Source organism: Methylomonas koyamae, from assembly GCF_001644025.1.
GTDB lineage: Bacteria > Pseudomonadota > Gammaproteobacteria > Methylococcales > Methylomonadaceae > Methylomonas > Methylomonas koyamae_A.
Genome location: NZ_LUUK01000057.1, coordinates 1 through 12,388, shown reverse-complemented (window position 1 = coordinate 12,388; position 12,388 = coordinate 1). Strand labels below are relative to the sequence as shown.

General features: G+C 61.4%; 10 protein-coding genes and 1 pseudogene. 1 reads left to right on the top strand and 10 read right to left on the bottom strand.

Annotated features, from left to right (window positions below; all coding sequences use genetic code 11):
• A partial coding sequence (locus tag A1355_RS05660) for an LLM class flavin-dependent oxidoreductase (RefSeq protein WP_157197762.1) occupies nt 1–399 on the top strand: 399 nt, incomplete at its 5' end.
• Nucleotides 400–504: 105 nt separating this feature from the next.
• Here A1355_RS05660 and A1355_RS05655 read toward each other — a convergent pair.
• From A1355_RS05655 to A1355_RS25615, 10 genes and pseudogenes are all read right to left on the bottom strand, one after another.
• Nucleotides 505–1,236 carry a YkgJ family cysteine cluster protein gene (locus A1355_RS05655; RefSeq protein WP_064025873.1) on the bottom strand — a complete coding sequence of 244 codons (732 nt, stop codon included), beginning with the start codon at nt 1,234–1,236 and terminating at the stop codon, nt 505–507.
• A gap of 34 nt (nt 1,237–1,270) precedes the next feature.
• Complete coding sequence (locus A1355_RS05650; protein WP_064025871.1) at nt 1,271–1,678, bottom strand: group III truncated hemoglobin; 408 nt, start codon at nt 1,676–1,678, stop codon at nt 1,271–1,273.
• Nucleotides 1,679–1,829: 151 nt separating this feature from the next.
• On the bottom strand, nt 1,830–4,091 hold the full coding sequence (locus A1355_RS05645; RefSeq protein ID WP_064025869.1) for a cytochrome c peroxidase: 2,262 nt from the start codon (nt 4,089–4,091) through the stop codon (nt 1,830–1,832).
• Nucleotides 4,092–4,103: 12 nt separating this feature from the next.
• Complete coding sequence (locus A1355_RS05640) at nt 4,104–5,006, bottom strand: hypothetical protein (RefSeq protein ID WP_064025868.1); 903 nt, start codon at nt 5,004–5,006, stop codon at nt 4,104–4,106.
• Complete coding sequence (locus A1355_RS05635; RefSeq protein ID WP_064025866.1) at nt 5,003–6,055, bottom strand: hypothetical protein; 1,053 nt, start codon at nt 6,053–6,055, stop codon at nt 5,003–5,005. The genes A1355_RS05640 and A1355_RS05635 overlap by 4 nt, the downstream gene beginning before the upstream one ends.
• Nucleotides 6,056–6,550: 495 nt before the next feature.
• The gene (locus A1355_RS05630) at nt 6,551–8,404 is read right to left on the bottom strand and encodes a class I SAM-dependent methyltransferase (protein ID WP_064025863.1); all 1,854 of its coding nucleotides are present in this window, start codon (nt 8,402–8,404) and stop codon (nt 6,551–6,553) included.
• Nucleotides 8,405–8,606: 202 nt separating this feature from the next.
• Nucleotides 8,607–9,497 carry a hypothetical protein gene (locus A1355_RS05620; RefSeq protein WP_064025859.1) on the bottom strand — a complete coding sequence of 297 codons (891 nt, stop codon included), beginning with the start codon at nt 9,495–9,497 and terminating at the stop codon, nt 8,607–8,609.
• 193 nt (nt 9,498–9,690) lie between these two features.
• The gene (locus A1355_RS05615) at nt 9,691–10,284 is read right to left on the bottom strand and encodes a PEP-CTERM sorting domain-containing protein (protein WP_064025857.1); all 594 of its coding nucleotides are present in this window, start codon (nt 10,282–10,284) and stop codon (nt 9,691–9,693) included.
• 65 nt (nt 10,285–10,349) lie between these two features.
• On the bottom strand, nt 10,350–11,111 hold the full coding sequence (locus tag A1355_RS05610) for a hypothetical protein (protein WP_157197761.1): 762 nt from the start codon (nt 11,109–11,111) through the stop codon (nt 10,350–10,352).
• Between the two features lie 44 nt (nt 11,112–11,155).
• Nucleotides 11,156–12,388 (bottom strand): annotated as a pseudogene (locus A1355_RS25615) (cytochrome C peroxidase); the annotation flags it as partial.

The following is a 12,388-nucleotide window of genomic DNA, read 5'->3' as shown; positions in this document are numbered from 1 at the left end:
ACCGCGCTGGCGGCCTACCGCGCCCGCGCCGCGCGAACCGCGCCGCCCTTCGTACTGTCGCGTTACTTTTTTTGCGCCGAACATCGGCGCGCGGCGATCGACGCCGCCTTGCCCTTCGTCCGCGATTTCGCCCGCAACATGGGCGCGGCAATCCAACGCGCCGCGCAAAGCGGATCGGCGGAGCTGCCGTTCGGCGTCGAAGCCGAAGCGTTTGCCGAGGAACGCATCCTGGCGAACGCCATCGTCGGCGACGCCGAGGAATGTCTGGATAAAATCAGAGCCTTGCACGACGCGCTGGGTCCGCATACCTTGATCTTGAAACCCGCTTCCTACGATCCGCTCGCCAACCGCGCCGCATTGAGCTTGATCGCCGGGCATCTCGACCTGACCACGGTCTGATACGGCGAAGGCCGTCTATTGCTCGGTACCTGCGGCCCAGCAACTGACGCTCAAGGATTCTCCGCCATAAATCCGCTCAACACCCGGCGCAGCCAGGCCAAACAACTACTCCGTCATCCGCTTTAAGCGATCGAAGGCAGCGGCCATGTCCGCCGGCGCCACGTCGCCAATCGCCGCGCCGCGCCACAAATTTTCGCCGGCCAACCAGCGATCCAAATTCGAGGCATCCGCCAGCGCCAGGGTCACGGCTTGATTCAGCTCATACAAACCCCAGCCGTAGCCGGCGTCGCGTAACGTCGACTGCAAGGCGTTTTGAATCAAACTTCGAAACTGACGATGCGGCTCGGAATAAGGTATTTCGGTAATCCGCCCTTTCGCCGCGTCGACGCAAGCCTTGCGGTCGTAGCAAGCATGGCCGCGGCAGGCCAAGGGCCGAACCGGATAAATCATGCACACGCCGCGTTCCAAAAACGGGCAGCGGCGACGCAAGGCCACCCGCCGGGCCTCGTCCAGACCGGCGGTTTCCGCATTGGCCTTGACCACCCGTTTCGCCAAATTCAATTCCCGGCCGCGCGCTTGACCGTGGCGAATAAAGCGTTCGATTAACAGCACTTCCGGTGCGGTCGCGGTGACCCGCAACGTGCAGCAGGTAGCGCAGCCCTTGTCGCAATCGACCGGCGGATAATCGCCGGCCTCGAACCCGACGTTGCCGTCGAAACTGGAAAACGCTTGGGTCAATATCGCGCCGATCAAATCGCCGCCGCGAAAGCTGGCCAGCGTCTCGGCAAAGGCTTGAGCCTGGGCCGCGTAAAAGCCTAAAGCGTCTTCAGTCCGCATGCCTGCTCCTTTACAGAGTCCATCGTCCGTCGCCTCAATCGCCCGGTTTCAGGCATGACGTGGTTTTAGCCGGGGTGTAGTCGAAAAACATCCCGGTCTTGAAACTCTCCGCCATGTGTTCGGCGCGAGCGATGGCTTGCTCGGCCGCCGCCGGCGGCAGTACTTCCCGGGCAACGGGCCGAAAATACGCCAGCCAAATATCGAAGTCTTCGATTTGTATGGGTAAGCGCGCATGCACCGGATACGGGCTGCCGTGGTAACGGTCGGTAGCCAGCAGGGTGCGCGACCAAAAGTTCTCGACGACTCGGTGATGGGCGTCCCAATCGTCAATGACGCCGTCAAAAATACCTTTCAGGCGCGAGTCGGCGCTGGCCCGCTCGTAAAACACCCGCACCAGATCGGCGATCTGGCTCTCGGTCGCGATTAAATCTTCGTTTTGCATGACAAGCTCCTCCCAATAATCGTAACTGCATTCACACCCTCCGCGCCGGCACCCAAGGCGGATAAGCGTCTAGCTAGCGGCCCTTTCTCCTGAAAACGGCGCCGGCGTTGATGGCAAGGGTTCGCTCTATTACCTTGCTCATTTCGGTCGGTCATGGTCGCGGATCCAAAAATGGGGCGATCGGTGCCGAAGAGCCGTTGGCGCCGACCGCCGGAATCGCCAGCAGCTCGTCTTTGCCCAAGTTTGCGCCCAAGACGTGGCCGGCTTGGACTTGCAGGTCGCCGCCGAGGTGGCCGTGGGCGACGGTGAGCTGAGGATGATCGAACGGCGCCCTTTGGTATCTGACCCGCTCGTCGGTCAACGAGAGCAAAAAATTAGTCAGATCGGTGACGTTTTGTTCCGTCGTCGTCAACGTCGAAAAACCGGCCAGATGAAAATGCAGACTATCGCTGCTGAAATTGCCGTGCCGGCTATAAAACTCGATCACTTGCCGTAGAGTCGCCATGCCGCCGTTATGCATATAAGGGCCGGTCAATTCCACGTTGCGCAAGGTCGGCACTTTGAACGCGCCGTGGGTTGCCACGGCCATTTTACTGGCGGACAAATTGGCTAGCGCGGCGGCCGGAGTGGGGATATAAGCCGTCACCGCATTCGTGCAGTTTTGATTGCGCAACACGCCTTCGCGGCTACCGTCGGCCTGCAAGCCGTCGCTAGGCAAAAATACATTGGGCAGATTCACCGCAACGTTATAGGCCAGCGGGCTGATAAAATCGCAGGCGCGGATGCTGTTCACGCCCGGATCGAGCAAGCCCGTCGCGTTGCCCAACAAATACTCGACATATTGCGCGCTATAGGACAAGGGATTGCCGAAATCGTCCGTGCCGCCGACGCCGGGATCGTCTTCCACATCGACGGCGCCGTTATTGGCGTAGCCCAAGTCCATGAATTTCGGTAACTGCTGAATGTTTGTGTCGCGGGTGACGATATTGCCGTAGCGATTGATGCCGCCCTTGGCGGCGGCGCCGAACGGGCCGAAGGCATTCGGACCGAAGGCGATTGGCGTATCCGGGGGACCGAAGCTGGCGCCGGGCGTCGGCGTTAACAACGCCGCATTGGCCGCCACCGCCGCCAAACTAAACGCCGGGCCGGCATGGCACAGATTGCAATGATTGTTCACGAACAATTCCACGCCGTTTTTTAACGAGGCCACCAAGGCCTGGGTTTCCGCCGGCGTGGCGGCGGCGACGTTGCTCCAGGTCGGTTTCATGTTGGCGTCGATCGGGCTGAGATCGAACGGCGCCTGGTCGGAGATCAAGGTCGATTCGTACAACTGTATGGCCAAACCGAAGAACATCGCGAAATTGGCCTCGATCTGGTTGTAAGGCAAGCCGCCGCCGGCCGGCGCGCCGAACGGGCCGTTGCCGGCGTAGGACCAATAGCGCGAAGCGAAGGCGCGGGTGACCAGATTGCGGTAAGTCGTATTCAAGCCCGGCTTCCGGTTCGCGGCCAGACTCATCGCGCCCAACACGCTATCCTGGGGATGCACCAGTTGGTCGCGCAACACTTGCCGCGACAACACCTTGCGGCCTATGTCCTGCCAATGCCGGCCGTCGCAGCTCATTTCGGCGCTGTTGGTCGGCGGCGCGACCGCCTGCGAGGCCAACGAAGCATTGACCAAGTGCAGCCGTTGCTTGGCGACGGTTTTGGCATTCGTTTTCACCCAGACGCCGGCGTCCGGATCGCGCTCGCCCCACGGGCTGCTGCCGTTGAAAATATTATTGGCGCGGCCGTCCCAAAAACTGCGGTGGTTGAACACCGCGTTGATCACGCTGGGCGCGTTGCGGGCCGTGGTTTGCCGGGTACCGACCGAACCGACCTTGAACAGCGGATCGGCGGAGCGCGCGCATCGATCGTTGGCGGAACCGAATTGCGATACGCTTTGATATTGCCCGCTAAAACTGCCGGCGGAGCCGACCACGTCGTCGCTGCTGAACACCACCCGGCTGGTGTTGTCTGCCGGATTGCTGAATTGATGCAACGGAAAGTCGTCCAGGCTGAGCGTGTGATTCGGACCGCCGCCACCGGAAGGCAGGGTATCGAATGTCCGGCCGCTGGCATGGACGCTGTTCCCACCAGGATTGATCTGGTTTTTGACCCGGCCGTCGGCGCCGGCGCTGAAATGGCAAGACGCGCAGGCCTGACCGTCGGAGCCGACGTTCTGATCCCAAAACAAGGCCTTGCCCAACGCGATCGCGGCGTTTTTATCGACGACGATGGGCGCGGCGCCGCCCAGCAGGCCCGGCACCGGCGGTATCGGCACGTTGCGCAAGGATACCGGCACCGGGCCTATCGCCAGCGCCGCTTGTGCCGCCAACAAAGCGCCGGCCAACATGACTAAAGGAATGACTCGCATGACCGCCTCGCTTTAATCGTCGTCTCGAACGGCAAGAACGCGGCCGGCGGATTGGCTCCGCCAACCGGCCATTAACGGCAAAGCGCCACTCAGGAACAACCAAACGCCGGCCGGCAACGGCACCGCGGCGGGGCCGGCCTCCGCGCTGACGAAGATCTGCGAATGACCGCCCGGCTTGGTGAGCTGATTGACCAGATAGGTGACATTGGCGTCCGCCGCCGAACCGAACAGCGACACGGTGCCGCCGCCGGCGACGATGTTCAGCAGATCGGCGCTGTCGCCCAAATCCCAGAAGCGCGGCGCGCAAACGTCGTTGCTGCAATTGTTGGTGCCGTTAAAATCGCCGCCGGTATAGCTGTAGGTGCCCAAGGTTTGGATGCCGTCCAGCAAGTTAGCGTACTTGCCGCCGGCGCCGAACACCGAATTCCAGTTCAAATCGTTATTGGCCAAACCCAACGGGCCGGCCGCCTGTTTATCGAACCAGCCATTGTTCGCGAGCAGCGAGATATTGAAAGCCCCAGCGGCCGGCACGTTGAACTGCGGATTGTGCGCGGGCACGCCGAGGATGTCGAAATTGGTGTACCACTTGACCCGCACGTTGGTGACATGCCAGTTGCCGACACCGTATTGGCTATCGAAGCCGGCCTTGATCGCCGCCGTATCGTAAGCCACCAGTAAATCCAAGGTACGCGGGTACATGATGCCCTGCACGTAATCCGGCAAGTCGGCGGAAATCTGCATCGCCCCGAACGCCGACATATCGCGATTGGCATAGTCCGGGTCGCTGGAAAGGAAGGTGTCGGCGACCGCGTCGATGTTCAGCGTGGTGGCGGCCGAGGCGGTTCCGGTTTGGCCGGCGAATATCACGGCCAAGCTGGCCGCCAGCGCGGCGCGGCGAAGGGAAAGTAGGTTCATGAGCATCGCTCCAACGTGTTTGAAATGATCCTAGAAAGTGCAGTTGGTCTATACAACACCCCGTTCGTCCTCAGCCCTTCGGCAGCGCTCGGGAGAGCCTTGTCGAAGGGCGAGCGGGATTTTTCGTTCGCCCAGAGGGCGGGCGCGTTGTGGGCCGGTCCTACTTGGACTTTGCTCGGCACGAGCGGCCCACGGCGACGGCCGATTCCCAGTAGGGACAAGCCCCCGCTCAAAAACAGACTAAGCCCGGCCGGCAGCGGCACGGCGGCAACGCCCGCCGCCGCGCTGACGAACAATTGCGGATGCGCGCCGGCAGCGCTGCGTTGGCTGACGATGTAGCTCACGTTGCTATCCGCCGCCGAACCGAACAGCGATACGAAGCCGCCGTTGGCGATGCTGTCGTACAGATCGGCATTGGCGCCCAAATCCCAGAAACGCGGCGCGCAGACCTCGTTCAGACAATTGTTACCGCCGTTGAAATTGCCGCCGCCGTAGCTGTAGGTGCCCAGCACTTGCGCGCCATCCAGCAATTTGCCGTACTTGCCGCCGGCACCGAACACCGAATCCCAATTCAAATCGGTATTGGCAAAACCCTTGTCGCCGGCACTGGCCGCGTCGAACCAGCCGTTATCGGTCAACAACGAAATATGGAACGCACCGGCGGCCGGTACATTCAGCTGAGGGTTGGTAGGGGCCACGCCGAGGATGTCGTAATTGGAATACCACTTCACCTTGACGTCGGTGACGTGCCAGTTGCCGGCGCCGAATTCGGCATCGAAACCGGATTTGATCGCTGCGGTGTCGTAAGCAATCAGCGCGTCCATGGTTCTGGGCGTGGTCATGCCCTTTGCCGGATTGGCCAGATTCGCCGAAATCCCCATCGCCCCGAAATTGGACCAATCCCGATTGGACAGCACGGGATCGCTGTTCAGATAGGTATCGGCGACCGAATCGACGCTCAACGTCCCGGCACTGGCGGCGCCGAACGGCCCGGCCAGCAACGCCGCCAGCGTTGCCGAGGCGGATTGTTTAAACAGCTTGTGTTGCATAAGTTTCCTCATCGATTGATTAAAATTTCCGCCAATTAGCTAACGGGCATAAAACGCGGAATCATCCAAGCGCGTAACGTATCTAGCCTTTCAATCGCAAAGCGGAACGGCGACCATTGAGTTAACGGAATACACGTCGTTCGGCCTACCTATAGGGCACAAGGGGATGCCGGAACCCAATAAGCGCAAGCCCTTCACCTCCATGTGTGCTGAATACCGGCGGTCCGCGCCGGTATGACGGCAATGAGCAGCTGCAAAACCCTGCAACCCACCAAGAGCCGATCAGTGCAAGTTCCCGGTTGGCTAACCATCGCCACCCGCCTCCTTGATCCGGTCGAAATGCCTTTTCTCTCCCCACGCCCCGGTTTTCGCTACCGAGGTTTACAGCCACCAACGCCATTGGCTCCTCCTCTTCCTAGCGCTCTTCCCGAGGTAGACGGGACAAAACCGCGTTGAGGAGCCTCGTGCGTCGGTTCCGCAAGCTGGCCCGCTTGGTCACGGCGGCGGTTTTTGCAGCAACAATCCATACATCGAACGAAAGGCGTTTGGATGGCGGGCTTCGAAGCTAGCCCAATTGGCCAAGTCGCTGCCGTTAGGGTCGTGCGGATAGTCGGCGTGGTACAAGGCGTTCAAGGCCGGCGGCAGGCCGCGCATGGCAATGAAGCGCAAATTGAGTTGTCGCAGTTGCGCGGCGATTTGCGGCAGCGTGTAGCGGTGCTCGCAAGGGTGAAACACCAAGTCGCGGAACATGCCGAGGTTGTAAAAGTCGCGCCATTGCAACAGCGGCGCGAGTTCCGGGTAGTCGCCGGCGAGTATGGCTTGGCGCAGTTGGCGCATGCGATCCGGCTCGGCTTGCCAGCCGTTGGCGGCGATCAGTTGCCGGGCGGCGGCGACCGGCCGCCGCGCCGCTTCGCTGTATAAACTGACCAACATCACCCCGCCGGGCTTCAATAGATTGCAGAGGATGCGCCAGCCGTGCAGCGGTTCGGCCAGGTGGTGCAGCACGCCGCTGGCGGTAATCAGGTCGAAACGTTCCGGGTAGCCGTCGAGTCGGGTCAGGTCGGCCTGTTTGAAATCGATGCGGTCTCGCAGGCCCAGTTCGCCGGCCATGCGCAGGGCATAGCTCAGGCTGGCTCGGCTGAGATCCAGCGCCAGATAACGGCCGATACGAATTTGCCGGGTTAGCGAAATCGGTTCCAGGCCGGTGCCGCAACCGGCGGTCAGTACCGCGATGTCGCCGTCGAAATCGGCGGACAGCGCCAAATCGGGGGCCAGGCCGCGCAGCCATTGGCCGGCGCTTTGCACTTGGCGGGCTTGCGGGTCTTGCCGCCAGCGCGGAAAGGGATGTTCTTCGTATTGACGGCGGACTTGTTCGGACACCGGGTCGGCGATGTCGGTGAGGCGTTCGACGGTTGCCGCCAATGTGCGCTCGCGCAAACAGGCTTGCCATTCGCGAACCAGAGCTTGCAGATGGGGCTTCCAACTGACGGACGATTGGCAAAACAGTGACCGACTATCGGCCAAATCCAGGCCGGAGCGGTACAACGCAAAATAAGTCAGCGCCGCTTGCCAGGCGGGTTCGGCCGGACGATCGCGGCCGGCTTGCAGTTGCAGCGCCAGCGCGGCCAGCCGTTGGCTTTCTTCCGGGTCTTCGGCGTAGGCGTATTCGGTCAGCCATTGATACTGCGCCAGCGCGGCGATGAAGTCCCAGTCGGCCTTGCCGGTTTGCGGCGGGCGGTGCGGGTCAGCGGTGTAGTGCATCAACAGCGCCTTGCGCAGGCGGCGCAAGGCCAGTTCGAAGTCAGGCTGCGGTATCAAGGTGTTACGCAGCAGCAATTGCAATAACGGCGCTTGCAGCAGCGGACGCAAGCGGCCCTTGCGCAAGGCGGTGACGACTTCGGCATCGTCGCCGCGCAACCGTTGCAAGGCCTGGCGGAAGGCGGCGTCGGCCAGCAAGGCGCGGCAGGCCGGCACCGCGTAATCGCTCAGTTCGGTTTGGCCGAGCACGCCGTGCAATACCCGGCGGAATTCGGCGGAATCGGGGAATTCGATGGCTTCGGTTTGTAATAACAGCAACAAGTTGCCGCGAGCTTCGGCGTCGTTGGGCGCCAGCAGTAGCAAGCGGCTTTGTTGCAGCAAGGCTTCGTTAACCTCGCCGTGTCGATAAAGGGCCAGGGCATAGCCGGCCAGCGCGTGGCGATACGGCGGCCACTGCTTGGCTTTGCGCGCGGCGTCTCCGATTAGCGGACGCAACACCGCGAGCGCCTGGGCGTAACGTTGTTGGCGTATCGCCAGCGAGGCGTCGGCGAATGCCGCGTCCCAAGCGATAAAGATCGGGTCGCGGCTCATGGTCGCCGGTCCTCAAGACAGGGATGGCTCGGCAGTGCTTGCGGCAAGCGCTGCCGTACGTTGGAGAAAATCGAGCCGCCGATGGCTAAGACCGCCGCGCGGGGCCGCGAACAAAACCGCCGGCGGGCGGTTTTGGCGCGGCTCGAGCGTTGGGTCGTTACCGGAACGGTGCGCATGGCGGCGGCTGGGAGGTCGGGTGGCGCTAAGCTCGAACCGCGCCGGCGGTGAACTTGCGTTTGGTCAGGCCCAGGAACGACAACGCCGGCCCGATGAACAACCATGCCGCGCCGGGTAGCGGCACGGCGGCCGGACCCGCTTCGGCGCTGACGAAGATTTGTGGATGAGCACCGGGCTTGGTCAACTGGTTAACCAAATAAACCACTTGATCATCGGCGGCGTAACCGTGGAAGGACAGATAGCCACCGGCCATGATGTCGGCAACCATGGTCGCATCCAGGCTGAGATCCCAATAGCGCGGCGCGCATTGTTGGGAAACGCAGTCGGTGGTGCCGTTGGAATTACCGGTCGGATAGTAAAAGGTGCCCAAGGCTTGCTGGCCGGAGAACAGACTGCTCCAGGCGCCGCCGTTGTACACCGAATTCCAGGTCACTTTCGGCGTGCTCACGGTCAAACCGGTAGGGCCGGCGGTGGCGGGATTGAACCAGCTGTCGTTACTGAAATAGGACACGCCGAAGTAACCGGCGTGCGGGACATTGAATTGGTTGTTGTTGGCCGGCACGCCTTGCACGTCGAAGTTGGTGTACCACTTCAGTTGCACGTCGGTGACGTGCCAGTTGCCGGCGCCGAATTGGCTGTCGAAGCCGGACTTGATGGAGGCGCTGTTATACGACACCAGGTTTTCCATAGTGCGGACCTGGGAGATGCCTTGTACCAAGTCGGCTTGCGGCGAGGAAATCATCATCGCGCCGTAGCTGGACATGTCGGAGTCGGCTTGTAAGGCGTAGTTGGTCAAAAAGGTGTCGGCCGTGGCTTCCACGCTTAAGGTGCTGGCGGCGGCCAGACCGGTGTGCCCTATCAGCACCGCCCCGACGGCGAGCGCCAGTTCGGCTTGTTTGAATCGCAATGTGTTCATGAATGACCTATGGATTAAAAGTTGAATCGGTTAAAAGCCTATCGCGCCGCGTTCGAGCGCGGCGGCGGATCGGATTGGCCGGCCTACCCTGGCCGCCCGCCCCGCGTCTTCCTTGTGCGCGGCACGGCCGCGGCGTCCCTTGACCTTGGCTATCCCAGCCGTTGGCCGAGGCTGTTATCCTCCATGCGCGCGATTAGCCCTCGCTAGTCGCAATCACGGCCCTGCGCCGACTAAAGCCAAGCCAGCCGGTCAAAGCGCCACCAAACAACCAAACTGCCGCCGGTACCGGTACCACGGTGGCGGTCAGATAGCCCTCGGTGTTGACGCTCCAATTTTTGTCGTAGAACAGATAGGTGCCGGCGCTGCTGGTTTTTTCCGCGCCGAAACCGACGAAGCCGAAGAAATCGCTGGACACGTTGTAGGGCATCATGCCGACGCTATGGCCGGTCAGGCCAAGTTCGGCGACGAGGAAGGCTTGCGGGGCGGTGAAATAGCGGTAGAACAATTCGCCGTAGGTGTTGGCCAGCGGATCGTAGCTGCGGTATGTGGAAGCCAGGGCGCTATCCAACACCGAGCCGCTATGGCCGTTGATGGTCCAATTCAGCGAGGTCATGATTTCGCTGTCGCTATTCCAGATAAAGGCGCCGCTACCGATGGCGCCGTTATGTTTGTCGGTCAAATTCAATTGATATTCGACAATGGCGGCCTGGCCGGGGAACGAGGCCGCGCCTAAAACGGCAACCAGCGCCAGGGTCGAAGCTTTGGACCGGGGTTTAACAGTTTTCATGATGAATCATCCTTTTTGGTAACGTTAAAAAAATCGGTGTAACGAAAGACTGAAGCTGTGCGCGGCTAGACTTTGCCGGTCGCAAAGGCCGTCCTAGCCCGGCTAAAACCAATCCAACCCAAGCAGGTGCCGCCGAACAACCAGATGGCCGCCGGCAACGGCACCGGCGCCGTGGAAGTCAGGTGGGATTCGATCCCGGCCTGGGCGTAAAGGCCGACCGTAGCGCCCGGTACCAGCGTGAATGTCCAAACAGCCGAGCCGGCGGCGGATTGTTGATCCTGTAGCTGTCCGGCAAAGCTTGCCGCCGCGCTGTAATCCGAGCCGGATAGCTGGTCGGCGGCGTCCCAGTAGTCGAACAGGATCGCGCTGGTCGCAAACGCGCCGTCGACGGCGGCACGCAAGGCGTAATCCAGGGTGATCGACAAGTCGTAGCGATAAGGTCCGGCATTGCTGAGCTCCAAACCGAACTGTCCGGTATGCCAGGTATCGACGCTACCGTCGTAGGCATTGCCGCTGACCGCGAACGAGCCGTTGAATAGACTGGCGACGGCGCTTGCCGACGGATTAGGGCTGTTGGCCAGATAAGTGCCGTCGCCGGCGGCGTTGGCATAAAAGCTGAATTCGTCGTTAGCTTGCTGGTAGGTTCCGAGGATGGACAAGCCCGTCCTGTCGCCGGCCGTGGGGTTGGTGCTGTCTAAAATGCCGATCGAGTAGCTCAGCGCGACGATGCTGTCGTAGCTGGCGGATGCGTGGGCAGAATTTAGCCGGCACAGGCTTAGCGCCAATGCGAGGCCTAGGTTTAGCGGTCTAAAAAACGCTGTTTTCATAGTGGTTTCCGAATGTTGGGAGTCGATACGCGCGCGGGCCAGCCTTAGGGCGACGGCGCTAAAAACGGGGTAATCGGCGCGGCCGCGCCGTCGGTGCCGACCGCCGGCAAGGTCAGCCTTTCGTCCTTGGCCAAATCGGCACCCAGCGGATTGCCAGCTTCAACTTGCACATCGTTGCCGACGTGGCCGTGGGCAACGGTTAGTTGCGGATGGTCGAACGGGGCTTTTTGGTAGCGCACCCGTTCGTCGGTCAGCGCTTTCAGGAAATTGCTCAGGTCGGCGATGTTCTGGACGGACGCCAAGCCGCGCGAGCTGGCCCCCAAATTGAAGTTCTGCGCGTCGTTGGCGAAATTGCCGTGCCGGGCGTAAAACTCGATCACCTGCGCCAAGGTGGCCATGCCGCCGTTGTGCATGTAAGGTCCGGTCAATTCGACGTTGCGTAGCGTCGGCACCTTAAACGCGCCGGCGGTGGCAACGGACATCTTGGCGCCGTTCGCGGCGGCCCGCGCGGTTGCCGGTGTCGGAATGAATGCGGTATCCGGATTGGCGCAACCCAAGCTACGCAGCACGCCCTCGCGGCTGCCGTCGGCCTGCAAGCCGTCGCCTTGGGAAAAGTAACCGGGGTCGTCCAGTGCTTGATTGATCGCCAGCGGAGCCAGAAAATCGCAGGCCCGGACTTTTTCGATAGGCAAATCGATGACGGCCGAGGTATCGGCGAGCAAATAACCGACGTATTGCGCGGCGTAAGACAAGGGATTACCAAACGGATCGGTGCCGGCCAGGCCGGGGTCGGCATCAGTCTCGGTCACACCGACATTGGCGAAGCCCAAGTCCATCAACCTGGGCTGTATCAAAATGTTTAGATCCCGGGTGATCGGACTGGCCGACGCGGTGGCGCCGGACAAGGTGGCTGCCGCGAACGGGCCGAACGCATCCGGACCATAACCTATCGGCGTGGCCGGCGGACCGAAGCTGGCGCTCGACGTCGGTGTCAACAGCGCGGCATTGGTAGCCACCGCCGCCAAACTCATCGTCGGGCCAATATGGCAGCGACCGCAGTGGTTGTTGACGAATAGGTTGAAGCCGTGTTTTAGCGAAGCGATCTTGGCGGTGGTTTCGGCCGGCGTGGCGGCGCTGATATTGCTCCAGGTCGGCGCTAGATTGGCGTCGAGCGGGCTCATATCGAACGGCGATTGGTCGGATACCAAGGTCGATTCGTACAATTGAATCGCCAGGCCGAAAAACATCGCGAAGTTGGCTTCCATCTGGTTGTAGGC